This is a genomic window from Methylobacterium sp. GXS13, from assembly GCF_001455965.1.
Lineage (GTDB): Bacteria > Pseudomonadota > Alphaproteobacteria > Rhizobiales > Beijerinckiaceae > Methylobacterium.
The window spans coordinates 166319-190160 of sequence record NZ_LKKO01000001.1 but is presented as its reverse complement, the minus strand read 5'-3'; the positions used below and the strand labels follow the sequence as shown (position 1 = coordinate 190160).

Genomic DNA, 23842 nt, shown 5'->3' with positions numbered 1-23842 from the left:
TGCAGCCAAGGGGGGCACATGGTCGGTCGAACGGCCTACATCGCTGTCGACTGGGGGACCACAAACCGGCGCGCCTACGCGGTGACCGCCGACGGCACCGTGGTAGACGCCCTGCACGATGACCGTGGGGTCCTCGCGCTCAGTCCCGGCGACTATCCTGACGCCATCGCGACATTGAGGGATCGGTTCGGCGCACAGACCATCGTCGCCGCCGGCATGGTCGGATCGACGCGAGGCTGGCGGGAAGCCCCCTATATCGACGCGCCCGCGACGCTGGAGGCCCTCGGCGCCGCGAGTCTCGAGGTCGCCCCCGGCGTACGGATCATCCCCGGCGTCGCGCTCAGGACCGGGCCGCGCCCGGACGTGATGCGCGGCGAGGAGGTTCAGGTGCTCGGGGCGATCAGCACCGGCGCCGCGCCGCCCACGGCTCTGTTCTGCCAGCCCGGCACCCACAACAAGTGGATCGAGACGGTGGACGGCGCGATCACGGATTTCGCCACCGTGATGACCGGGGAGCTTTTTGCCCTGGTCCGCAACCACGGTATCCTGGCCGGCATGCTGGACGGCGCGGTGGCGGACGGTGCCGCCTTCCGGGACGGCCTTCGCCGCGGACGGGACTCGCAAAACCTCGCCGCGGTCCTGTTCGAAGTCCGGGCCGGCGTGCTGCTCGACCGGCTGGCTCCGACGGACGCCGCCGCCTATGCCAGCGGCGTCATGATCGGCGCCGATATCGGGACGCGCACCGATCTCGCCGACCGTCCGGTCCATCTGCTCGGCGGCGAAATCTTGGCCGCGCTCTACACCGTGGCGATCAGGGAAGCCGGCGGCCACGTCGTGACGGTTCCGGACGGGTCGACCACGGCCGGCATCCACGCCATCTGGAGTTTGCGGGCATGACCATCCTCGACCGTTTCGAGGTCGCCTTCGCGGCCTGCCCACTGGTGGCGATCCTGCGTGGGCTCACGCCGGACGAGGCGCCCGGCATCGGCGATGCGCTGGTGGAGGCCGGCTTCACCCTGATCGAGGTGCCGCTCAACTCGCCGGACCCGCTCACCAGCATCGCGCGTCTCGCCGAGCGCTTCGCCGGGCGTGCTCTGGTCGGCGCCGGCACGGTCCTGACGCCGGCGCAGGTCACGGAGGTCGCGGCGGTGGGTGGGACCCTGATCGTCTCGCCCAACACCGATGCTGCGGTGATCCGCGCCACCGTGGACGCCGGCCTCGTGTCGCTGCCGGGCTACCAGACGCCGAGCGAAGCGTTCGCCGCCCTGGCCGCCGGCGCGACGGCCTTGAAACTCTTTCCGGCTGATATCGCGACCCCGGCAGCGCTGAAGGCGCACCGGGCCGTGCTTCCGTCCGGCGCGCGCGTGCTCGCGGTCGGCGGCGTGACCTCCGACAGCGTCGCCGTCTGGCGCGCGGCGGGCGCCGTCGGCTTCGGGCTCGGCTCGAACCTCTACCGCCCCGGCAAGCCGGCAGCCGATGTCGCCCGGGACGCGGCGGCCTTCATCGCAGCGACTGGCGGATCTGCCTGACCGCAGCGCCGCCGTGACGGCGACCCGACCCAAGTCTAGAAGCGCGCCTGGGTGCAGATTGCGGGAGCGGGCGGATGACGGACGAGCGCATCGGGCAGGCGGGCGGCTTCGACGATCTTGAGACGCCCTGCCTGCTTTTGGATGCGGACAAGCTGGCGGCCAACGTGGTCGGAATGCGGGCGCGTCTCGACGGGCTTGGCGTATCGCTCCGGCCTCACCTCAAGACTGCGAAGTCCCTCGACGTCGCCCGCATCGCAATGGCGAGCCCGTCCGGCCCGGCCACCGTCTCGACCCTCAAGGAGGCGGAATATTTCGCCGCGGGCGGCGTTCGCGACCTGATCTACGCCGTGGGGATCGCACCGCAGAAGCTCGACCGGGTCGGCGCGATCCGGAGGCGCCAGGGCGCGGATCTGGCGATCGTCGTGGATTCGATCGAGCAGGCCGCAGCCGTATCCGCCTGGAGCCGCGGCAACGGCGATCCGCTGCCGGTTCTGATCGAGGTCGATGCCGATGGGCACCGTTCCGGCGTTGATCCGCGTGATGCGGAGCAGCTTGTGGCGATCGGCCGGGTGCTTGCCGAAGGTGCGAGCCTGCGAGGCGTGCTGCTGCATGCCGGCGATAGCTACGGGCTGAACGATCCGGCCGCGCTCGCGACGGCGGCCGAAGCCGAGCGCCACGCTGCCTTGACCGCCGCCTCCGTTCTGCGCACGGCGGGCCTGCCCTGCCCGGTGGTGAGCGTCGGCTCGACCCCGACAGCGTGCTACGCGGCGAATCTCGACGGCATCACCGAGGTCCGGGCCGGCGTGTTCATGATCGGCGACCTGTTCCAGGCCGGCGTTGGGTCCTGCGGGATCGACGACATCGCGCTCACCGTCCTGACGACGGTGATCGGCCACCAGCGGGAGAAGGGCTGGATCATCACGGATGCCGGCTGGATGGCACTCTCGCGTGACCGCGGCACCGCCCGGCAGGCGGTGGACCAGGGCTACGGCGTTGCCTGCGATCTGGCCGGACGCCCGTATCCGAACCTGATCGTGCGGGACGCGAACCAGGAACACGGCATCCTTGCGGTGCGGCCCGGCGCCTCCACACCTCTTCCGGATCTACCGATCGGGGCTCGCCTGCGGATCCTGCCCAACCATGCCTGCGCCACCGGTGCCCAGCACGATGGCTACCATCCAGTCGTTCGCGGCCGGCTCACCGGCGCGGTCTGGCCGCGCATCAACGGCTGGTGAAGCGTGGTCTCAGGGCCGGTTCGAGACGCTCCGGACCGGCCGGGCGGACTGATCCATCACCACGCGGCAGCCGGGGCTGAGATTTGGCCGCTGCTGGCGCAGGCACACCGTGATCGCCGCGACGTTCGGGATCTGCGACGCGCAGAGACGCATGACGTCCGGCGTGCAGGCGGCGCGGTCGGCTCGGGAATCCGCCAACGCGGGCGCGGCACCGGCGATCAGGGCGAGCAGCGCGATCGAGGCCGACTTCATCGAAACAGATCCTCTGGAAGGTGCTTGAAGGGCCCGAACGGCCTAGTCTGGAAGTTGGGCGAGAACGCCCGGACCGACCGAGATATCCCCCCGGCAAATGCCCTATTCTGTCGCACCATCGGCGCCTCGCGATGTGTGACCGCGCGCCGATAGGATCGGCGGTCAAGCGCGTCCGGCGCAATCAGGGTCTTGAGCCAGGCGTGATCGCCCCGGTGGCGACGGGCTCGGCCAAAGCCGCGGCGGCGTTGGCCGGGGCCTTTTGCCGATCGAGCTTGTCCGCCGAGACGAGAGCGGCTGCGATCAAGGCCGCCACCGCCAGCGTCGCCTTCACAACCTCCCAGGTCCGCGCAAGCATGATGAATTCCCAACGGCGTCACAGCATCTTGGGCAGATCAACCTGGGGCGAAGCTGTTCAGGACGCTTACCGCGCACAGGCCGATCGATCCGTGACTTCTGGATCCTCAGCGCGGACCCTTCCCAAAACCTTTCGGACTCAGCGGCCCGGCCTCATGCACGCAGACCTGATGCATCCGTGCCTCACCGGGTCGCGGAGGATGCGGCCTCGGCCGCCAACGCCTCAAAGACCAGCGCATGCCGGAGTGCCAGTGCGTCCACGTCGTGAGTGTAGCCCCCGCCGATGACAGCCACGAGCGGGATGAGCCGGGCACGCGCCTGCGCCACCACGAACCGGTCGCGTGCGAACAGGCCAGCGTCGCTGAGGCAAAGTCTCCCAAGCCGGTCGTCGCGATGCGGATCGACCCCGGCATTGTAGAAGATGAGATCGGGAACCAGCGCATCGAGGAGCGGCGGCAGGCGGGCGTGCAGCACCTCCAGATAGCCGACGTCATCGAGGCGGTCCGGCAGGCCGATATCGAGATCCCCGGCGATCTTCTGGGCCGGATAGTTGTTCTCGCAATGGATCGAGAGCGTGAACAGGTCCGGATCGCACGCCAGGCAATCTGCCGTGCCGTCACCCTGATGGACGTCGCAATCAACGACTAGGATCCGCCGGACGGCCCCCTCTTTCTGCAGGGTCCGGGCGGCGACGGCGACATCGTTCAGCACGCAGAAGCCGGCGCCCTGCAACCGGCGCGCATGATGGCTGCCGCCGGCGGCGCTCCCTGCCAGCCCCTCGGCCAGCGCCAGTCGGGCGGCAAGGAGCGTCCCGCCCACAGAGGCTCGCGAGCGGCGGACGAGGGCCGCATCCACCGGCAGGCCGATGGCCCGCTCGATCTCCCGGGGGACGGCGACGCCGAGGACCGCGGCCACGTAATCCGGAGCGTGCGCGTTGATCAGGATCTCGGCGGCCGCCAACTCCGGCGTGACGAATCCGAGCGGTGCCAGACCCTTGGCGACCAAGGTTTCGGCGAGCAGACCGTATTTCCGCATCGGAAAACGGTGTCCGACCGGCAGGCTGGATTCATAGGCCGGGTGAAAAGCGATGGGCGGGATCACGAGGGCGTGCCGAGATCGGCGAGGATCGCCTCCGCCAGCGCCAGACCGCTGTCATGCGCTGCTTCGACCCGCGGCCCGAGGCACCAATCGCCGGCAGCGCCCAGGTGCAGGCCGGAATCATACTGACAGGGCTTGCCGAGGGCTCCTTCGACCTGGGCATAGCGCCAGCGATGCGCTTCCGCGTAGCTCCATCGAAGCGGCGTGCCGACACAGGCGACTGCAGATTGCGTCAACGCCGACACGATCGCTTCGCGGGGCTCCTCCAGATGCGTGCGCGACCAGTCGGGCGTGGCGTGCACGGTCAGGCGGAAGCCTTCCGGTCGACCGGGCTTCGACGAATCCAATGCAATGAGCCCGATTGCTCCATCCTGCGGCTTCAACAGAACCTTCGCGGGAGCTTGTTCGACGGCCAGCATCAACGACCAGCATGGCGCGTAGGTGGCGCGCTCGATGTCCGGGAGAGCAAGCCCCGATTGGGCAAGCAGCGCGACGGCCTGGGGGGCCGGGAACGTGATTGCGATCGCGGCGAATGGGCCATGATCGGCACCCGCACCGTCTGTCAGGTGCCAGGACGCTCCATTGCGGCGGATCCTGGTGATGGTGGTACTGCGCGCGACCGTGAGGCCGAGGAGAAGATCACGAGCCGGCGCGTTCATGTCGGGTACGCCGACCCAGCGGCCTGCCCCCGCCCAGGGCGTCACGATACCCCGCCGCTCCCAATCGTTGAGCCGCGCGGCGAACGCGGCTCCGTGCGCACGCATGAACTGCGCCCCGTGGTCGAACTGCATCGCGCCCGAATGCCGGGTTGCCATCCGACCGCCGACGTCGCGCCCCTTGTCGAAGATGCGCACCGCGTGGCCGGCCTCGGCGAGACGTCGTGCCGCCGCCGCACCGGCCATGCCGGCGCCGAGGATCGCGACAGGGTGGCGTTGGCTCAAGGAATTGTCCCGCGTTTGCAGCAGACCCGTCGGTCTTGCTGTCCGCAGAACTAGGGGAGGTTTGCGGCCGCGTCAGAGACGATCGACCGCGACCGTTGGACCCGGAGGATCTATCCGGGTGATACGGCACCGCCGCGCATCGCACTTGGCTGCTATCCGCACTCACGCGGACGGCTTCTCCCGGCCGTAACACGCAGTCAGGGCTGTTCCTCATCAGCCGAGGAGTGGTGCGGGTAGAGGGAATCGAACCCCCACGCCTTGCGGCTGGCGATTTTGAGTCGCCCGCGTCTACCAATTCCGCCATACCCGCGCGCGTCGGGCTCTTCGCATAGGTATGGCGTCTGCGCCAAGGGCATCGGCGCTGTTTTTTGCCGAACCAGGCGATCTGGCCATTGCGCAGCGCCTATGCTCAAAGGATCGCCGTTCCCTCAAACCCGGACATTGAATGCTTCGGCGGCTCTACGCGTGGATCCTCGCGCTCAGCGGCAGGCCCTCCGCGCCCTACGTGCTCGGGGCCGTCGCCTTCGCCGAGAGCTCGTTCTTTCCGGTCCCGCCGGACGCGATGCTTGTGCCGATGGCGGTCAGCCGACCCGATCGGGTCTGGCTCTACGCGACCATCGCCACAATCGCCTCGGTGCTGGGCGGCCTCGTCGGCCCCGCCATCGGCGCGCTGCTGTTCGACTCCGTCGGCGAATGGCTCATCCGCTTGTACGGGCTTCAAAATTCCGCGGCGACCTTCCAGGATTCCTACGCCCGCTACGGCCATTGGGTGATCCTGTTGAAGGGTCTGACGCCGATCCCCTACAAGCTCGTGACGATCACGTCGGGCTTTGCCCATTACAGCCTGTTCTGGTTCACGGTTCTGTCCGTGATCACCCGCGGGGCCCGGTTCTTCATCCTGGCCGGTCTACTCGGTCGCTACGGTGTTCAGATCCGTGGCGTGCTCGACCGGCATCTCAACGCGGTCGTGGCGATCTCGGTCGCCGTCGTCGTCCTCGGCTTCCTGTTGTTCAAGGTGATCCTGTAGCCATGAACGTTGCGTCGGCGCTGCGCCTCAAGAGAACGGGCCTCTGGCTTACCCTCGCGTCCGCCCTGATCCTGGGCGCCGTCTTGATCCTCCAATACGGCTACGGCTACGCGCCGTGTAAGCTCTGCCTGACCGAGCGGCTTCCGTACTATGCCGCTATTCCGCTCGGGCTCGCGGCCCTCTTCGCGCCGGAACGCCTCGCGCGCCTCGCCCTCGGACTCGCAGCCCTCGGACTCCTGTATGGGGCCGGGATCGGCGTCTACCATGCCGGTGCGGAATGGGGTTTCTGGCCGGGGCCGACCGATTGCGGCGGCGGCACGGGGGCCAATCCGGGTCAGGTCAGCGAATTCCTGAACGCGCTTCAGAGCACCAGGGTGGTGGACTGCTCGGTGGCGGCGATGCGGGTCCTGGGGATCTCGCTCGCCGGGTGGAACGCCTTTGCGTCCTTCCTGCTAGCCTCTTTCTCCGGCACCGCTGCCGTGAGGTCGTGAACGCGCAGCGCGAAGCGGCTCAGTTGCGGTCGTCCGGCATGATCGGGATCGGCGCGACGTCGATCCCTTCATCGATGAGCGCACGCGCCTCGGCTGGGCTCGCCTCGCCATAGATCGGACGGCCCTCGGCCTCGCCGTAATGGATTTTGCGGGCCTCTTCGGGGAAGCGCACACCGACATGCTCGGAATTGGCGACCACCTGCTCGCGCAACGCTCGTAGCATAGCCCGCACTTGGCGCTCGGGCTCGGCGATCATCGGCATCGGGGCGTCGAATTGGGGCGCCACCGGCGTCGGAAGCTGCCCGCGATCGGTCCGGGCGACGCTCGGCGCCATGAGGGCCTTCATCACGTTGGCGCTGTCGCAGATCGGGCACGTCACGAGACCGCGCGCGGCCTGAGCGTCGTAGGATTCGGAAGACGGAAACCAGCTGTCGAAGCCGTGTGCGGCTTCGCAAACGAGACTGTACCGGATCATTCTATTGCTTACTGTGCGGCCTCGGCTTGAGGCCCGATGCGCTCGACCGTGAACGCGCGTGCGTGCTGCAGCGCCGGGATCCGCGCCCGGGCATCCGCGACCTGAGCCAGATCGATCTCGGCCAGGATCACCCCCGACTCCGACCCGCCCGCATCCGCGAGCACCCGCCCCCAGGGATCGACGATCAGCGAATGGCCGAAGGTCTCGCGACCGTCCTCGTGGACGCCACCCTGCGCCGCCGAAATCACAAAGGCGCCGGTCTCGATTGCCCGCGCCCGCTGCAAGATGTGCCAGTGGGCCTCGCCGGTCTGGCGGTTGAAGCACGCCGGCGCAGTGAGAATCTCGGCCCCCGCCTCTGCCAGCGACCGATATAAGGCCGGGAAGCGGATATCGTAGCAGATCGTCAAGCCGAGCATCGCCCAGGGCGTGGACGCCACGACCGCGCAGGCCCCGCCGGTATAGGTCGCCGATTCGCGCCAGCGCTCGCCGCTCGGCAGATCGACATCGAACAGGTGCAGCTTGTCGTAGGACGCGAGGATCTCGCCATCGGCACCGATCAGGTAAGCTCGGTTGGCAATCTTGTCGCCCGATCGGACTGCGATCGATCCGATATGCACCAGGGTACCGGTCTCGCGGGCGACCTGCCGCAGACCGGCGAGGGTCGCGTCCTGATCCTCGGTGGTCACGCGCTCGAACAGGCGTTCGCGGCTCCGCTCGACCAGGGAGGTCATCTCCGGAGTCTGCACATAGGACGCGCTGCGACTGGCCGCTTCGCGAACACCCGCTACCGCGGCGTCGCGGTTGGCGCCCGGGTCACGGCCCGAGCGCATCTGAACGCAGGCCGCGATGAACGTCCGCTCAGGCATCGGCCTTGTCCGTCAGCAGCGGATCGAGCTTGCCGGCGCGGTCGAGGGCGTAGAGGTCGTCGCAGCCGCCGACATGGGTCAGCCCGATGAAGATCTGCGGCACGCTGGTGCGCCCACCAGCGCGTTCGACCATCGTAGCCCGCGCACCCTGGGCACGCTCCACATCGATCTCTTGGAAGGCGACGCCCTTCTCTTTCAGCAGGCTCTTGGCCGCCGAGCAATAAGGGCACCAGGCCGTGGTGTAGATCGTGACCGGCTGCATGGCGTTCGTCGTCTCGCGCGGAAGCTCCCACCATATAGGAGCGCGCCCGTGAAAATACCTATGCCCGCGTGGTCACAGCCGAAGCTGTCGGCACTCTGTGCCGGTCAGGCGGCCATCAGCTTCTCGACCTCGTTAACGAGATCGCGCAGATGGAACGGCTTGGAGAGGACCTTGGCGTCCTTGGGGGCCTTGGAGTCCGGATTCAGCGCGACGGCAGCGAAGCCGGTAATGAACATCACCTTGATGTCCGGATCCAGCTCGGTGGCGCGCCGCGCCAGCTCGATGCCATCCATCTCGGGCATCACGATATCGGTCAGCAGCAGCTCGAACGGTTCCTCGCGCAGCCGGTTATAGGCCGACAGGCCGTTGTCGAAGGACAGGACGTCGTAGCCCGCGTTCTGCAGCGCCTTGGCCAGGAACCGGCGCATGTCGTTGTCGTCTTCCGCCAGCAGGATTTTCATCGGCCGTTTCCGAGCCCTCGAGTCGAAATGTTGATCCCATAAAGGGAGGCGATGGTAAACAAGGTGTTAGGATTTGAGCCCGCAGCCGGCGCCGCACGTCCCCGAGACGGACGTGTGGGCCGTCTGCACCAGAGTGGACAGGCGACCATTCGCATACCACAGTGCGTATCCGCCGCGTTTTTCCAACCGCCGGGGCCTGCACAAACCCAATGACCGCGCCCGAAACGGTACAGCCCGATGTCTTCGGTTTTGCCCCGGCCTTCGCGGTCGACGCGGCGGCGAGCCGCACCCTGCCCTTCGTCTTCAATACCGGCCATTCCGGCGCAGTCTACCCCTCGGATTTCATTGCGGCCTCGCGACTGGACGCGCTCAGCCTGCGCCGGTCGGAGGATGCGTATGTCGACCGCCTGTTCGCCTCGGTGGTCGAACTCGGCGCTCCGCTCCTGCGGGCCAACTTTCCGCGGGCTTTCCTGGATGTGAACCGCGAGCCGTTCGAACTCGACCCGCGGATGTTCGACGGACGGCTGCCGCCCTTCGCCAACACGCGATCGATGCGGGTGGCAGGCGGCCTCGGCACGGTCCCGCGCGTCGTGGCCGATGGTCAGGAGATCTATGCACGGCGGCTGCCGGTCAGCGAGGCGACCGCCCGGATCGAGGCCTTGTACAAGCCTTACCACCGGGTCCTCCGCAGCCTGATCCAACAGACGGCGCGCCTCCATGGCCACTGCGTCCTGATCGATTGCCACTCGATGCCGTCCTCGAGTCTCGGGCGCGATGCCGAGGTCAAAGCCGATATGGTTCTGGGGGACCGGTACGGAACGGCCTGTGCGCCCAGCCTGATCGAGGCGTTCGAGACAGCGTTCCGGGCACAGGGCTTCCGCGTCGTGCGCAACAAGCCTTATGCTGGTGGCTTCATCACCGAACATTATGGCGAGCCGAATCTCGGGCGTCACGCCCTGCAGATCGAGGTCAACCGGGCCCTCTACATGAATGAGGCGAGCCTCGCGATGACGCCGGATTTTCCGAGCCTCGTGAAGGCGTTGCGGACGGTCATTGCGACGGTCGCGGCCGATCTCGGCGACTTAACGCCTCGCAGGATGGCGGCCGAATAGGCCCCTCACCGTTCACCTGCCGAGCAAACCCGACGCGAGCCTGATCTGGCGAGCAAGGCAAGAAAAAAGGCCACTCCCGAAGGAGCGGCCCGAAGTCTAGGGAGGAAACGCCCAAGAAGGGCTACGGGACCGCGACGCCATCGCGATCTCGCAATGCACAAATTAAAGTGCGCCGCACAAGAAGCAAGGCTTAATTCGCGTTTGCCTCCGCAACGGCTGCATGCCTCCGCCGCGTCTTGCGCAAAGGCCTCAGCTTTGTTCGAGCAGCTTGGCGATCTCAGCCCTCAACGGCCCAGCGAGTTCCGGCCGCTCCAGCGCGTAGGCGAGGTTGGCAGTGAGGAAGCCGATCTTGGAGCCTGTGTCGTAAGTTCGGCCCTCATAGCGCATCCCGAAAAAATCCTGCGTTTCCATCAGGTCGATCATCGCGTCTGTGAGCTGGATTTCGCCGCCGGCGCCCTTCTTTCCGTGCTCCAGGATGCCGAAGATCTCGGGCTGAAGGATGTAGCGCCCGGAGATGATGTAGTTTGAGGGCGCCGTACCCTGCTTCGGCTTCTCGACCATCCCGGTGATCTCGAAGGATTGACCATAGGTCTCACCGACGCTGACGATGCCGTATTGGTGCGTCTCCTCCGGAGCGACCTCCTCGACCGCGATGACGTTGCCGCCGTGGCGCTCATAGGTCGACAGCATCTGCTGCATGCACCCGCGGCTCAACATGTCGGGCAGCAGGACCGCGAACGGCTCGTCTCCGACGATCTCGCGGGCGCACCACACCGCGTGACCGAGGCCGAGCGGGGCCTGCTGGCGGGTGAAGCTGGTCTGACCCGCCTTTGGGAGATCCCGCTTCAGCTCCTCGAAAGCCGCCGTCTTGCCGCGCTCCTGAAGGGTGTGTTCCAATTCGAACGCAATATCGAAATGGTCCTCGATCACCGCCTTGCCGCGACCCGTGACGAAGATGAAGTGCTCGATGCCGGCCTCGCGCGCTTCGTCAACGACGTGCTGTACGACCGGTCGGTCCACGACAGTGAGCATTTCCTTCGGGACCGCCTTGGTGGCGGGCAGGAATCGCGTGCCCAAGCCCGCGACGGGCAGGACAGCCTTGCGGATCGGTTTCATCAAGCGGCGACCTCAAAAACTGAATGGACCGGCAGGGGCAAAGGTTCGGACAGCGAGATAGCCTAACACGATGCTTCGCAAGGCCTCTACGTCGTTAGTATGAACCGTTGCTCCATAAATATACCGTCTGCGACCACCTAAAGTCGCCGTTATCAAGTGGAATCCCACACGGCGCTTGAACGTGCGATGAAGCGACGGCGGATAGCCTTGCCCCGTCGCGGCCCCATCGGGCAAGGCTCCCGGCGGGCATGATCGAAACGGCTACGGAGCGGGTGACATGGCGGTTCTGGTGACGGGCGGGGCCGGGTATATCGGCAGCCACATGGTTCTGGCGCTTCTGGATGCCGGCCACGAGGAGATCGTGGTGCTCGACGATCTCTCCACCGGCTTCGACTGGGCCGTGCCCGAGGGGGTCAAGCTCGTGGTCGGCGACGTCGCCGACCAGGCGCTGGTCACCCAGACCATCCTGCAGCACCGCATCGACGCGCTGGCCCACTTCGCCGCCCGGATCGTCGTGCCGGACTCGGTCGCCGACCCGCTCGGCTACTACCTCGCCAACACGGTCAAGACCCGCGCCCTGATCGAGGCCGCCACCCGCGCGGGCGTGCGCCACGTGATCTTCTCCTCCACGGCCGCCGTCTACGGCGAGCCCGAGGTGGTGCCGGTGCCCGAGGACCTCCCGCTCGCCCCGATCAACCCGTACGGCCGCTCCAAGCTGATGAGCGAGTGGATGATCGCCGACGCGGCGGCCGCCCACGGCTTCTCGTACGTCGTGCTGCGCTACTTCAACGTCGCCGGCGCGGATCCGGCCGGGCGCTCGGGCCAGTCGACCCCGAACGCGACGCACCTGATCAAGGTGGCCACGCAGGCCGCGCTCGGGCGGCGCGACCGGCTCGATGTCTACGGCACCGACTACCCGACCCCGGACGGCTCGTGCCTGCGCGACTACATCCAGGTCTCGGACCTCGCCGACGCGCACCGGGTGGCGCTGGACCATCTGCGCGGGGGCGGCGCGAGCCTGACGCTGAACTGTGGCTACGGCCGGGGCTACTCGGTGCTGGAGGTGATCGAGGTGGTCAAGCGGATCTCGGGGCGGGACTTCGCGGTCCGGCTGTGCCCGCGCCGGCCCGGGTCTCCGTCACGGATCGTGGCGGAGGCGGGCCGGATCCGGTCGCAGCTGGGCTGGCAGCCCCGCCACGACGATCTCGACGCCATCGTCGCCCAGGCTCTGGCCTGGGAGGACAAACTCAGTATGCGCAACCGGATCTGAGCCGGTGCTTGCCGGCGGCGCCGTCCTCGCAGCCGCCCTATGCCTCGTCCCGGCCGTGACCAGGGCCGCAAAACCGGGTGCGTCGGACGGCGCGTTCCAGGCGTTCATCGCGGCGCTGCGTCCGGACGCCGAGGCCCGCGGGGTGACGCCCGAGACCTTTACGGCGGCTTTCCGCGGTATCTCGGCGCCCGATAGCGCCATCCTGGCTCGGACGAAGCAGCAGGGCGAGTTCGTTCGCCCGGTCTGGGACTATCTGGTGGGTGCCGTTTCAACCGGTCGTATAACCCGGGGACGCGCACGGGCGTCGTCCCTCGCGCCCACCCTCAAGGCCATCGAGGCCCGTTATGGGGTTCCGGCCGCCATCGTCCTCGCAATCTGGGGCATCGAGTCCGATTTCGGTGCGAGCGCCGGCAGCCTCTCGACCATCCGGGCTCTGGCGACCCTGGCGGAAGCCCAGCATCGCGGCACGCTGTTTCGCGACGAGCTGCTCGCTGCCCTCACCATCCTTCAGCGGGGCGACATCACGCCCGAGCGGATGAGTGGAAGCTGGGCTGGTGCCATGGGCCAAGTTCAGTTCCTGCCGTCTACCTACCTGGCACATGCGGTCGATTTCGACGGCGACGGCCGCCGAGATATCTGGTTGAGCGACGCGGATTCGCTCGCCTCCATCGGAGCCTATCTCAAGGATCTCGGTTGGGATCCGTCCCTTGCCTGGGGCTACGAGGTGCATCTGCCCGACGGTTTCGACCTCTCGGATTATTCCGGCGATCTCGGCCGGTTCGCGAGCCGCGGCGTCCGGCGGATGGACGGCAAGCGCCTGTCCGAGCGGGGTAAGGCTAGCTTGTTCTTGCCCGGCGGCCTCGGCGCGCCGGCCTTCCTGATCACCGGCAATTTCGAGGTGATCCGCGGCTACAACACCTCGGATTCCTACGCGCTGGCGGTCGGCCACCTCGCCGACCGTCTCGACGGCGGCCCAGCCCTTGCGGCTCCCTGGCCGACCGGCCCGCGCCTCGACGGTACGGGATTGCGCGCACTCCAGAGCGAGCTCGCAATGGCCGGTTTTTACGAGGGCCCCACGGACGGCCGCGCCGGTCCGAAATTTCGCGAGGCGGTGCGACGCTACCAGATCGATGCGGGGCTCCAGGCCGACGGCTACGCCACGCCGGCGCTTCTCACCCATATCCGGGAGCGGCACGGCCCCAGTCGATAGCGCGCGGTTTAGACGTACGCGCCCGTCTCCCATATACTCTCGGCCAGCGACCGGTACCCGGGCGCCTTGGGAATGCGGGATGCGCATGAGAGTCGCTGTTTGGCGTCGCACGACACGTCCGGCCCTCCTCGGGCTGGCCGTCCTGCTGGGCCAGGCGGCCCTATTCCTGATCGGCAATACGCCTGCCCGGGCGCAGTGGGGCGACGGCTATCAGCAACCCGGGAACGGCGCCTATTCCGAAGCGCCGACGCGGCGTCGTGCGCGTGATGCCTATTACCGTGATGACGGAGCTTACGCGCGCCAGCCCCGCTATGCGCCCCCCCAGGAAGCGCCGCGCCAATTCTACTGGCCGTGGGAGGACCGACCGCAACAGCCGGTCGCCCCCCCACCGGAGCGCACCTACCGGGCGCCCCGTCCGCGCAACAACGTGGGAAGCGCCGACGCACAGCGGCCCCCGCCCGCGATCAAGCGACGAGAGCGACCGGCACGGGCACCGATGCCGCCGAAGCCGGCTATCGCCAAGACCGCGCCGAACGTGCAGATCGCGGTGTTCGGCGACTCCTTGGCCGACCACCTCGCCCACGGGCTCGACGACGTCTTCGAGGACAATGCCGACGTTGCGGTCATCGATCGTGCGAAGGGCGATAGCGGGCTCGTGCGCAAGGACGTCGTCGATTGGCCGAAGAGTGCCGAGGACTACCTCCGCACCAATCCGAAGGTGCGCTACGGGCTCGTCATGCTCGGCGCCAATGACCGACAGCCGATCCGCGAAGGCGACGAGACGGCCGATCCCCTCACCGATCGCTGGAAGGTGTTGTACCGTGCGCGGGTCGACGCGTTCGTGAAGGTGTTCACCGATCACAAAGTGCCGCTGGTCTGGGTCGGCCTTCCGCCGATGCAGAGCGAGCCGCTGAGCCGGGACCTCGCCGCCATCAATGACATCGTCCGGGACAGCGTCACCAAAGCCGGCGCGACCTATGTCGACATCTGGCCGGGCTTCGTCGACGACCGCGACCGCTACACGGCCTCCGGCCCCGATCCCGAAGGACAGATCGCCAAGCTTCGGACCGCCGACGGCGTTCACTTCACCAAGGCGGGCGACCGCAAGCTGGCACATTTCGCCGATGTCGAGCTGAAGCGGCTGATGGGCACGGCCACGCCAGCGCTGACGGACCAGCCGCCGACCGCGAGCATCGCGCCGGCCGGTACGCCCTCGACATCAGGGCCGAGCCTCGACGGTGCAGGGCAGCCCACGGACACCGCAACGATCGATCGGCAGATCACCGCGATGCTACCGAGCCTGCCGGAACCGCCGGGGGTTCCTGCCCTGCCGGTGAAGCCGGCGGCGGGCCCGGTCGTACCGCTTGGTCGAACCGAAGTCTCTCCCGGCGGCGCATTGCTGACCGGTCGGCCGCGCGACGGCGACAACCTTGGAACCGTGGAGCGGACGCTCGTACGGGGCGCCGCACCGCTGCCCCAGCCCGGCCGCGCCGACGATTTCCGCTGGCCGCCGGGCTGACGGGACGCGTTCGGCGCGGGTTCCTCAACCCGCGCCGTCGAGTCAAGAGAGCTATCGCGGCAGGACGCTCGCGCCCATCAGGGTCTCGTCGATGGCGCGGGCTGCCTGACGACCCTCACGGATCGCCCAGACCACCAGTGACTGGCCCCGGCGCATGTCTCCGGCGCTCCAGATCTTCTCGTCCGAGGTGCGGTAATCCTCCTCGTTCGCCTCGACGTTGCCGCGCTTGCTGACGCTGATGCCGGATTGCTCGAGGAGGCCTTTCTGCACCGAGCCGGCGAAGCCGATCGCCATGAACACCAGATCGGCCGGCAGGATGAACTCGGTGCCGGGGATCGGCTGACGCTTGGCGTCGACCCGGGCGCAGACTACGCCGGTCAGGCGGCCCTTCTTGTTGCCGTCGAGCCGCAGCGTCGCCGCCTGGAATTCGCGCTCTGCGCCCTCGGCCTGGCTGGAGGATGTCCGCATCTTGGTCGGCCAGTACGGCCACACCGTCAGCTTGTCCTCACGCTCGGGCGGACGGGGACGGATATCGAGCTGCGTCACCGACAGGGCGCCCTGGCGGAAGGCGGTGCCGACGCAATCCGAGGCGGTATCGCCGCCGCCGATCACCACGACGTTCTTGCCCGAGGCCAGGATCGGCACCTCGCCGTTGCCGCGCATCGGCTCGGCTGCGACGCGGCGGTTCGACTGGATCAGGTAGGGCATCGCGTAGTGGACGCCCTCCAGCTCCTGGCCAGGGAGCTGCGGATTCCGCGGATCCTCCGCGCCGCCGCAGAACATCACAGCGTCGAACTCGGCCTTCAGCTCCTCGACCGGCTTCGTCACGCCGATGTTCTGGTTGTAGTGGAAGACGACGCCCTCGGCCTCCATCTGCCGCACCCGGCGGTCGATGTGGCGCTTCTCCATCTTGAAGTCGGGGATACCGTAGCGGAGCAGACCGCCGGCCTTCGGCTCGCGCTCGAACACGTGCACGTCGTGCCCGACCCGGGCGAGCTGCTGGGCCGCCGCGAGGCCGGCGGGCCCGGAGCCGACGATCGCCACGCGCTTGCCGGTGCGTACGGAGGCCGTTTCAGGCTTGATCCAGCCCATGTTCCAGGCGCGGTCAGCGATCGCCTGCTCGATTGTCTTGATCGCAACCGGCTGATTCTCGAGGTTGAGTGTGCACGCCTCTTCGCAGGGCGCCGGGCAGACGCGGCCGGTGAACTCCGGGAAGTTGTTGGTCGAGTGAAGGTTGCGCGAGGCTTCCTCCCAGTCCGACTGGAACACCAGATCGTTCCAGTCCGGAATCTGATTGTGGACCGGGCAGCCGGTCGGGCCGTGGCAGAACGGGATGCCGCAATCCATGCAGCGCGCCGCCTGCTTGGTCAGGTCGTGCTCGTCGAGCGGCAGGGTGAACTCGCGGAAGTGCCGCACGCGATCGGCCGCGAGCTGGTACTTCTGCTCTTGCCGGTCGAACTCGAGGAAACCCGTGATCTTGCCCATCGATCAACCCTTGAGGCCCGCAGATCGACCGATGCTGCAGCCTATGAGACCTTCATTCCGCGATCGGCGCCCGTTTCGCTCGGGCGCCGAGACCGATAGCCTTACTCTGCCGCCACCGGCATCCGCGCCATCTCCATCTCGCGCAGCGCCCGGCGGTACTCAACCGGCATCACCTTGACGAACTTGGTGCGGAAGCTCGCCCAGTCGTCGAGGATCTGCTTCGCCCGCGGGCTGCCCGTGTACTTGAGATGGTTGGTGATGAGCTGGCTCAGGCGCTCCTCGTCGTGGCCGGACATGTCGGCCAGGATATCGACGCGCCCCTTGGTCTCCAGATCGCCGTCCTGGTGGAAGCGGCGCATCAGGTCGTCCTCCTCCTCGACGGGTTCGAGATCGACCATCGAGAGGTTGCAGCGAGCCGAGAACGAGCCGTCCTCGTCCAGCACATAGGCGATGCCGCCCGACATGCCGGCAGCAAAGTTGCGCCCGGTCTCGCCGATCGACACGACGACGCCGCCGGTCATGTACTCGCAGCCATGGTCGCCCATGCCCTCGACCACAGTGATCGCGCCGGAGTTGCGCACTGCGAAGCGCTCGCCTGCGGAGCCGCGGATGTAGCACTCGCCGGCGATCGCCCCGTACAGGACGGTGTTGCCGACCATGATGGTCCGGTCAGGCGGCGACCGTAGGGCGTCGCTCGGCCGGATGATCAGCTTCCCGCCCGACAGGCCCTTGCCGACATAGTCGTTGCCGTGGCCGGTGAGCTCGATGGTCACGCCGGCCGCGACCCAGGCACCGAAGCTCTGGCCGGCGGTGCCGGAGAGCTTCACCACGATGGTGTCGTCGGGCAGCCCCTCGTGGCCGTGGGCCTTGGCGACCATGCCGGACAGCATCGCACCGGCGGCCCGATCCGAATTGCGGATCGTGTCGGTGACGACCACCGGCTCGCCGGTCTCGATGGCGTGCTTGGCCTGCTCGATCAGACGCCGGTCGAGGACCGTGTCGATCGGATGGTGCTGCTTCTCCACATGCCGGATGGCGATGCCGTCCGCCACCTTCGGGCGGTGGAACAGCTTGGTGAAGTCGAGCCCGCGCGCCTTCCAGTGGGCGATGGCCTCGACCTTGTCGAGCACGTCCGAGCGGCCGACCGCCTCTTCCAGCTTGGTGAAGCCGAGCGAGGCCAGGATCTCGCGCACCTCCTCCGCGACGAAGAAGAAGTAGTTCACAACGTGCTCGGGCGTGCCCTTGAAGCGCTTGCGCAGGACCGGGTCCTGCGTGGCGACGCCCACCGGGCAAGTGTTCAGATGGCACTTGCGCATCATGATGCAGCCGGCCGCAATCAACGGCGCGGTCGAGAATCCCATCTGGTCGGCGCCGAGCAGGGCCGCGATAATCACGTCCCGCCCGGTGCGGATGCCGCCGTCGGCCTGGAGGGCAACGCGCCCGCGCAGGCCGTTGAGCACCAGCGTCTGCTGGGTCTCGGCCAAGCCCGTCTCCCAGGGGCCGCCCGCATGCTTGAGGGAGGTGAGCGGGGCGGCGCCGGTGCCGCCGTCATAGCCCGAGATGGTGATGTGGTCGGCACGCGCCTTGGCGACGCCCGCCGCCACGGTGCCGACACCGACCTCGGAGACGAGCTTCACCGATACGTCCGCCGACGGGTTCACGTTCTTCAGGTCGAAGATCAGCTGGGCCAGATCCTCGATCGAGTAGATGTCGTGATGCGGCGGCGGCGAGATCAGGCCGACGCCCGGGGTGGCGTAGCGCACCTTGGCGATCTTGGCGTCGACCTTGTGGCCGGGCAGCTGGCCGCCCTCGCCGGGCTTGGCGCCCTGCGCGACCTTGATCTGCATCATGTCGGAATTGACCAGGTATTCCGTCGTGACGCCGAAACGGCCCGAGGCGACCTGCTTGATGGCGGACCGGCGGGAGCGGCCGTCCGGCAGCGGCTTGAACCGCTCGACCTCTTCGCCGCCTTCGCCGGAATTCGAACGGCCGCCGAAGGAATTCAGCGCGATCGCCAGCGTCTCGTGCGCTTCCTTCGAAATGGATCCATACGACATCGCCCCTGTGGCGAAGCGCTTGACGATCTCGGAGGCTGGTTCGACCGAATCCAGCGGCACCGGCTCGCGGCCGAGTTCGGTCGCCGACTTAAGCCGGAACAGGCCGCGCAGGGTCTTGAGCTGGTTCTCCTGGCGGTTCACCAGGGCCGCATACTCGCGGTAGCGCTCGGGGACGTTGAGGCGCACCGCGTGCTGGAGCGTCGCGATCGTGTCGGGCGTCCAGGTATGGGCTTCGCCGCGCAACCGGTAGGCGTATTCGCCGCCGACATCGAGGGCGTTGCGGTAGATCGGGGCGTCGCCGAAGGCGTCGCGGTGACGGCTGACCGTCTCCTCGGCCACCTCGGCCATGCCGACGCCCTCGATCGTGGTCGCCGTGCCGAAGAAGTCCCGGCCCACGAAGGTCGAGTTCAGGCCAACCGCGTCGAAGATCTGGGCGCCGCAATAGGACTGGTAGGTCGAGATGCCCATCTTCGACATGACCTTGAGCAGGCCCTTATCGATCGCCTTGATGTAGCGGTAGATGATCTCGTCGTCCGTGAGGTCCGGCGGGAACTCGTCCTTCATCGCCAGCAACGTCTCGAAGGCGAGGTATGGGTTCACCGCCTCGGCGCCGTAGCCGGCCAGGCACGCGAAGTGATGCACCTCGCGCGGCTCACCGGATTCGACCACGAGGCCGACCGAGGTGCGAAGACCCTTGCGGATCAGGTAGTTGTGGACGGAGGCGGTCGCCAGCAGCGCCGGGATCGGGATCCGGTCCGGCCCGACCGCGCGGTCGGTCAGCACGATGATGTTGTAGCCGCCGCGCACCGCCGCCTCCGCCCGATCGCACAGGCGATCGAGCGCGCCGTCCATGGCCTGTGCGCCCATTTCGGCGGGGTAGGTCATGTCCAGGGTCTTGGTGTCGAACCGGTCCTCGAAATGACCGATCGAGCGGATCTTCTCCAGGTCGCCGTTGGTCAGGATCGGCTGGCGGAGCTCCAGGCGCTTACGCCGGGACGCACCCTCCATGTCCAGCAGGTTCGGCCGCGGCCCGATGAACGAGACGAGGCTCATAACCGCCTCTTCTCGGATCGGATCGATCGGCGGGTTGGTGACCTGGGCGAAGTTCTGCTTGAAGTAGGTGTAGAGCAGCTTCGACTTCTCGGAGAGCGCCGAGAGCGGCGTATCCGTGCCCATCGAGCCGACCGCCTCCTGGCCGGTCACGGCCATGGGCTGCATCAGCAGCTTCAGGTCTTCCTGCGTGTAGCCGAAGGCCTGCTGGCGATCGAGCAGGCCCACGTCCGAGCGCGTCTCCCGCGCCACGACGGGCTTGAGATCCTCAAGCACGATCTGCGTGTTCTTGACCCAGTCGGCATAGGGGTGCGCGGCGGCGAGTTCGCCCTTGATCTCCTCGTCGGAGACGATCCGGCCCTTCTGCAGATCGATCAGCAGCATCCGGCCCGGCTGCAGGCGCCAGGACTGGACGATCTTCTCATCCGGGATCGGCAGCGTACCCATCTCGGAGGCGAGCACGACGAGCCCGTCATCGGTGACGATGTAGCGGGCCGGGCGCAGGCCATTGCGATCGAGGGTGGCGCCGATCTGGCGGCCATCCGTGAACGCCACCGCGGCGGGGCCGTCCCACGGCTCCATCAGGGCGGCGTGGTACTCGTAGAAGGCGCGCCGCTCCTCGCTCATGAGCGGATTGCCGGCCCAAGCCTCCGGGATCAGCATCATCATCGCATGGGCGAGCGGGTAGCCGCCCTGCACGAGGAATTCGAGGGCGTTGTCGAAGCAGGCCGTGTCGGACTGGCCTTCGTAGGAGATCGGCCAGAGCTTCGAGATGTCGTTGCCGAACAGGTCCGAATCGACGCTGGCCTGGCGGGCCGCCATCCAGTTGACGTTGCCGCGCAGCGTGTTGATCTCGCCGTTATGGGCGACCATCCGGTACGGGTGCGACAGCCGCCAGGTCGGGAACGTGTTGGTGGCGAAGCGCTGGTGGACCAGGGCGATCGCCGAGACGAAGCGCTCGTCCTTCAGATCGAGGAAGTAGTCGCCGATCTGCGTGACCAGGACCATGCCCTTGTAGACGATGGTCCGGGTCGAGACGGAGACCGGGTAGAACTCCTTCACCCGCGGATCGTCGAGGGCGTAGACCTTGTTGGAGATCACCTTGCGGGCGACAAAGACGCGCCGCTCGAACACGTCCTGGTCGGAGACCGAGGCCGGGCGACCGATGAACACCTGCCGGTGATGCGGCTCGGTGGCCTTCACGGCCACGCCGAGATCCTCCGGGTCCACCGGCACGTCGCGCCAGCCGAGCAGCGGAAGGCCCTCGTCGGCCAGGGCCGCTTCGATGATTCCCTGAATGATTGCCCGGGGCTCTTCGGCCTTGGGCATGAAGAACTGACCGATCGCGTATTGGCCGGCCGGCGGCAGCTCGAAACCCAGGCGCGAGCATTCGTCCGCGAAGAAGCCGTGCGGGATCTGGGTGAGGATGCCGCAGCCGTCGCCCATCTTCGGATCCGCACCCACCGCGCCGCGGTGGTCGAGATTCTCGAGGATCTTCAGACCCTGCTGGACGATGGCATGAGTGCGGCGATCATGCATGTCGGCAATGAAGCCGACGCCGCAGGCATCGCGCTCGTTGGCCGGATCGTAGGCGCCCTGGGCTTTGGGCAGAGCAGGATCGCGCACCGTGAGCGGCATCGCGCCGCCGCGGGGGGCGGCAGCCTGGAACTCGGAAGCAGCAAACTCTTCGGCGGATCCGCGCTGGGCCATGCTTCGTCTCGTCCTTCCCTCGATCCCGTCCGCTGCCGGTCAACCCGCGAGCATGTTTCATGCCCGCGGGCCGTCGCCGCCCGGCGCCCCGACCCGATGCCGCAGGCGATCCGGTCGGTCCCCGGAAGGGCACGTCCGTCGACCTGCGTTCATCGAGAACCCGGACCGCTCCAGGGAGCGGCGCGCTGGCGCGCTCGAAACCGTCTGCCGGATTTCCCGCTTTTGCGCGAGACGGAGACGGTCAGCATGCACGGCCGATGGGACAGTTCTACTGTCCTAAGTCGCGAAATTGGCAGATTGAAACCGTTTCAGCAAGGGAGCGCACGGAGCCCCGGGCGCGGCATCGGCGACGTGGCTTAAACAGCTGTTAATCAGTCTCTTCCGCAATCTCGCCAGAATCACCCGGTCTACGGGATCCCGCCGAGCACAAGCGGCATGCGGGGCAACGACCTCGCCGGCATGGTCGAGGTCTGGGCAAACCGGCCCGGACCATGCCGGAACCGGATACTCTGCCGGGTCTCCAAGACGGGAACGCACCAGAGTGATGATCGAGAACAGAATGCCCTGCCGCGCGCGGCGGGCGGCGGCACGAGCGCTGTGTGCCGTGCTGCTCTCCGGCGGCGCGATGCTGGGTCTCTGCCGCGGCGCCAGCGCGCAATTCGCTTTCGAGGAAGAGATCCTGCCGCCGCGGGTCGTCGCATGGCGTCTGGCCGAACGCGGTTTCAGCGGTTTGGGTCGTCCCCGCTTCGATGGACGTGTTTACGTGGTGGATGCCGTCAGCCCGACCGGCGTGACGGTCCGGCTGTTCGTCGATCCCGCCGCGGGCGCGATCGTCGGGCGCCAGCGGATCGGTGCCCCCGAGACCTACGCCCGCCTCGAGCGTCCCAGCCCTGGATTCGGCTGGACCGAGGAGGATACCGCGCCGCGGCGTATCCTGCGGCCGGCGACGCCCGACAGCATACCGGGCCCGGCCCTGCGGCCGCAACGCCGGGTGAGTCCCGAGGCCCTGCGCCCGGATGCCAATCCTGATGGTCTTAATCCCGCCTCCCGTGCCCGGCCCGATGCACCGCGTAAGGTCGCCCGCGCCGCGCAGCCCAGCCGCCAGCCGGAGTTGAAGCCCGCGCTGCGCAACGTCCCGGAAGCCCCTGCCCCGAAGATCGCGCCCGCTGAGGCCGCCACGGCGGATCCTGCTGCCGAGGCCAAGCCGAACACCAAGTCCGGCGCCATCGACAAGGCGCCTACAGCCAATTCCGCGCCTGCCGATCCCCCTCCGGCCAAGCCCGCGGCAGGCGGCATCGCCCAGGCGGCCAAGCCGCCGGCCGCGGATTGGAAGGATCCGCCACCGGACAGGAAGCCGGTGCGAATCATCGGCGGAGCCACAATCGTCCCCGGCCCCTCCGAGAAGGAGTCGGCGCCGCAGTAGCGCTACCCGCCCGGGATGAGGCGTTCGGACCCGGTAAAGACGGTCAGGGTATCCGAGCGCGCGATCGCGCAGAGCGTGATCCCGTGCGCCTTGGCTCGTTCCAGCGCCAGGGATGTCGGGGCCGAGATCGCCACGATCACGGCAGCACCCAGCCGTGCGGCCTTCTCCACCATCTCAAACGAGCAACGGCTGGTGATCACCAGGAAACCGGCGGCGGTATCGGTGCCTGTCCGCATCAGCGCCCCGATCAGCTTGTCCAGAGCATTATGCCGGCCGACATCCTCGCGCACGGCGACCAATGAACCGTCGAGGCGAGCCCAGGCGGCCGCGTGAACGGCACGGGTTTCCGCGCCCAGAACCTGGCCCGCATCGAGCCCCTGCAGCGCCCTGGCGATCGCCGGAAGCGCGACCCGCACGTCTGGAGCGTCCCGCGTTTCGGCGCGCGGGAGATCGGACAGATCCTCGATGCCGCACACGCCGCAGCCGGTTCGACCGCTGATCGCGCGCTTGCGAGCCAGGTGCTCACGGAGGCGGCCGGGCGCAAGCTCGACATGGAGGCGAAGCCCGTCGGATCCGACTTCGACCCGCGTCGCTCGAATCTCGTCGGCGGATTCGACGATGCCTTCCGTAAGGCTGAAGCCGTAGGCGAAATCGTCGAGATCGGCGGGCGTCGCCATCATGACGGCGTGCGGCACGCTGCCGTAGACGAGATTGACAGCGGCCTCCACGGCCAGCGCTCGCGTGCCCGCCTTCGGCGCCGAAGCCATGTACGCGACCACCTGCATCGGGGCTTGCATCGAGATCGGCGGCGTCCCGGCGGGTCGATCCTTGGGTTTCATCGACATCCGAAGCTCCAAAAGAACTCTGTAGCGCTACTGTCGCGCCGATTTGGGAGCGGC

Annotated in this window: 22 protein-coding genes and 1 tRNA gene; 10 read left to right on the top strand and 13 right to left on the bottom strand. The window is 67.8% G+C overall.

Annotation, left to right across the window (positions count from 1 at the left end; genetic code table 11):
- Positions 1-18 precede the first annotated feature (18 nt).
- The 3 genes from AO398_RS01025 (at position 19) to AO398_RS01015 (ending at position 2764) form a co-directional block, all read left to right on the top strand.
- Positions 19-897, top strand: a complete 879-nt coding sequence (locus AO398_RS01025; protein ID WP_058190147.1) for a 2-dehydro-3-deoxygalactonokinase — start codon at positions 19-21, stop codon at positions 895-897.
- A complete protein-coding gene (locus AO398_RS01020) occupies positions 894-1529 on the top strand; it encodes a 2-dehydro-3-deoxy-6-phosphogalactonate aldolase (RefSeq protein ID WP_058190146.1) in 636 nt (211 codons plus the stop codon). The genes AO398_RS01025 and AO398_RS01020 overlap by 4 nt, the downstream gene beginning before the upstream one ends.
- 74 nt (positions 1530-1603) lie before the next feature.
- On the top strand, positions 1604-2764 hold the full coding sequence (locus AO398_RS01015) for an alanine racemase (protein WP_058190145.1): 1161 nt from the start codon (positions 1604-1606) through the stop codon (positions 2762-2764).
- Positions 2765-2773: 9 nt separating this feature from the next.
- Here AO398_RS01015 and AO398_RS01010 read toward each other — a convergent pair whose 3' ends face one another.
- The 5 genes from AO398_RS01010 to AO398_RS00995 form a co-directional block, all read right to left on the bottom strand.
- A complete protein-coding gene (locus AO398_RS01010) occupies positions 2774-3016 on the bottom strand; it encodes a hypothetical protein (RefSeq protein WP_058190144.1) in 243 nt (80 codons plus the stop codon).
- 181 nt (positions 3017-3197) lie between these two features.
- A complete protein-coding gene (locus tag AO398_RS28930; RefSeq protein ID WP_201025692.1) occupies positions 3198-3371 on the bottom strand; it encodes a hypothetical protein in 174 nt (57 codons plus the stop codon).
- Positions 3372-3553: 182 nt separating this feature from the next.
- Positions 3554-4471: a histone deacetylase gene (locus AO398_RS01005; RefSeq protein WP_201025691.1), complete on the bottom strand. Its 918-nt coding sequence runs from the start codon at positions 4469-4471 to the stop codon at positions 3554-3556.
- Positions 4468-5409, bottom strand: coding sequence for an FAD-dependent oxidoreductase (locus tag AO398_RS01000; RefSeq protein ID WP_152997368.1), 942 nt, complete (start codon positions 5407-5409; stop codon positions 4468-4470). The genes AO398_RS01005 and AO398_RS01000 overlap by 4 nt, the downstream gene beginning before the upstream one ends.
- A 225-nt stretch (positions 5410-5634) precedes the next feature.
- Positions 5635-5719, bottom strand: a tRNA-Leu gene (locus tag AO398_RS00995).
- A 135-nt stretch (positions 5720-5854) separates the two neighbouring features.
- On the opposite strand from AO398_RS00995, the gene AO398_RS00990 reads away from it, so the two are divergent.
- Entirely contained in the window at positions 5855-6436 is a 582-nt protein-coding gene (locus AO398_RS00990; protein ID WP_058190142.1) for a YqaA family protein, read from the top strand.
- 2 nt (positions 6437-6438) lie between these two features.
- Positions 6439-6927 (top strand): disulfide bond formation protein B, encoded by a 489-nt coding sequence (locus AO398_RS00985; RefSeq protein WP_058190141.1) that lies wholly within the window; start codon positions 6439-6441, stop codon positions 6925-6927.
- A gap of 19 nt (positions 6928-6946) precedes the next feature.
- On the opposite strand, the gene AO398_RS00980 is transcribed toward AO398_RS00985, so the two are convergent.
- The 4 genes from AO398_RS00980 to AO398_RS00965 all read right to left on the bottom strand — a co-directional run bounded on the left by AO398_RS00980 (position 6947) and on the right by AO398_RS00965 (position 8991).
- Positions 6947-7402 carry a DUF1178 family protein gene (locus AO398_RS00980; RefSeq protein ID WP_058190140.1) on the bottom strand — a complete coding sequence of 152 codons (456 nt, stop codon included), beginning with the start codon at positions 7400-7402 and terminating at the stop codon, positions 6947-6949.
- Between the two features lie 8 nt (positions 7403-7410).
- Complete coding sequence (locus AO398_RS00975) at positions 7411-8268, bottom strand: carbon-nitrogen hydrolase family protein (RefSeq protein WP_058190139.1); 858 nt, start codon at positions 8266-8268, stop codon at positions 7411-7413.
- A complete protein-coding gene (gene grxC, locus AO398_RS00970; protein WP_058190138.1) occupies positions 8261-8530 on the bottom strand; it encodes a glutaredoxin 3 in 270 nt (89 codons plus the stop codon). The genes AO398_RS00975 and grxC overlap by 8 nt, the downstream gene beginning before the upstream one ends.
- Positions 8531-8634: 104 nt before the next feature.
- Complete coding sequence (locus AO398_RS00965) at positions 8635-8991, bottom strand: response regulator (RefSeq protein WP_007558883.1); 357 nt, start codon at positions 8989-8991, stop codon at positions 8635-8637.
- 209 nt (positions 8992-9200) lie between these two features.
- Between AO398_RS00965 and AO398_RS00960 the strand changes: the two genes are divergently transcribed.
- The gene (locus AO398_RS00960) at positions 9201-10103 is read left to right on the top strand and encodes an N-formylglutamate amidohydrolase (protein ID WP_058190137.1); all 903 of its coding nucleotides are present in this window, start codon (positions 9201-9203) and stop codon (positions 10101-10103) included.
- A 249-nt stretch (positions 10104-10352) separates the two neighbouring features.
- Here AO398_RS00960 and galU read toward each other — a convergent pair whose 3' ends face one another.
- Positions 10353-11219: a UTP--glucose-1-phosphate uridylyltransferase GalU gene (galU, locus tag AO398_RS00955; RefSeq protein WP_058190136.1), complete on the bottom strand. Its 867-nt coding sequence runs from the start codon at positions 11217-11219 to the stop codon at positions 10353-10355.
- Positions 11220-11496: 277 nt separating this feature from the next.
- Here galU and galE point away from each other — a divergent pair, with 277 nt between their 5' ends.
- The 3 genes from galE (at position 11497) to AO398_RS00940 (ending at position 15218) form a co-directional block, all read left to right on the top strand.
- Positions 11497-12489: a UDP-glucose 4-epimerase GalE gene (gene galE, locus AO398_RS00950; RefSeq protein WP_058190135.1), complete on the top strand. Its 993-nt coding sequence runs from the start codon at positions 11497-11499 to the stop codon at positions 12487-12489.
- Between the two features lie 55 nt (positions 12490-12544).
- Positions 12545-13699, top strand: coding sequence for a lytic murein transglycosylase (locus AO398_RS00945; protein WP_058190557.1), 1155 nt, complete (start codon positions 12545-12547; stop codon positions 13697-13699).
- Positions 13700-13778: 79 nt separating this feature from the next.
- Entirely contained in the window at positions 13779-15218 is a 1440-nt protein-coding gene (locus AO398_RS00940) for an SGNH family hydrolase (RefSeq protein WP_058190134.1), read from the top strand.
- 51 nt (positions 15219-15269) lie between these two features.
- Here AO398_RS00940 and AO398_RS00935 read toward each other — a convergent pair whose 3' ends face one another.
- Both AO398_RS00935 and gltB read right to left on the bottom strand, forming a co-directional pair.
- A complete protein-coding gene (locus AO398_RS00935; RefSeq protein WP_058190133.1) occupies positions 15270-16703 on the bottom strand; it encodes a glutamate synthase subunit beta in 1434 nt (477 codons plus the stop codon).
- 101 nt (positions 16704-16804) lie between these two features.
- Entirely contained in the window at positions 16805-21448 is a 4644-nt protein-coding gene (gene gltB, locus AO398_RS00930; protein ID WP_244498645.1) for a glutamate synthase large subunit, read from the bottom strand.
- A 616-nt stretch (positions 21449-22064) separates the two neighbouring features.
- Between gltB and AO398_RS00925 the strand changes: the two genes are divergently transcribed.
- Positions 22065-22943, top strand: a complete 879-nt coding sequence (locus tag AO398_RS00925; protein WP_058190131.1) for a hypothetical protein — start codon at positions 22065-22067, stop codon at positions 22941-22943.
- Between the two features lie 2 nt (positions 22944-22945).
- Here the strand turns inward: AO398_RS00925 and fdhD are convergent, their stop codons facing one another.
- Positions 22946-23788, bottom strand: coding sequence for a formate dehydrogenase accessory sulfurtransferase FdhD (gene fdhD / locus AO398_RS00920; protein WP_058190130.1), 843 nt, complete (start codon positions 23786-23788; stop codon positions 22946-22948).
- Positions 23789-23842 lie beyond the last annotated feature (54 nt).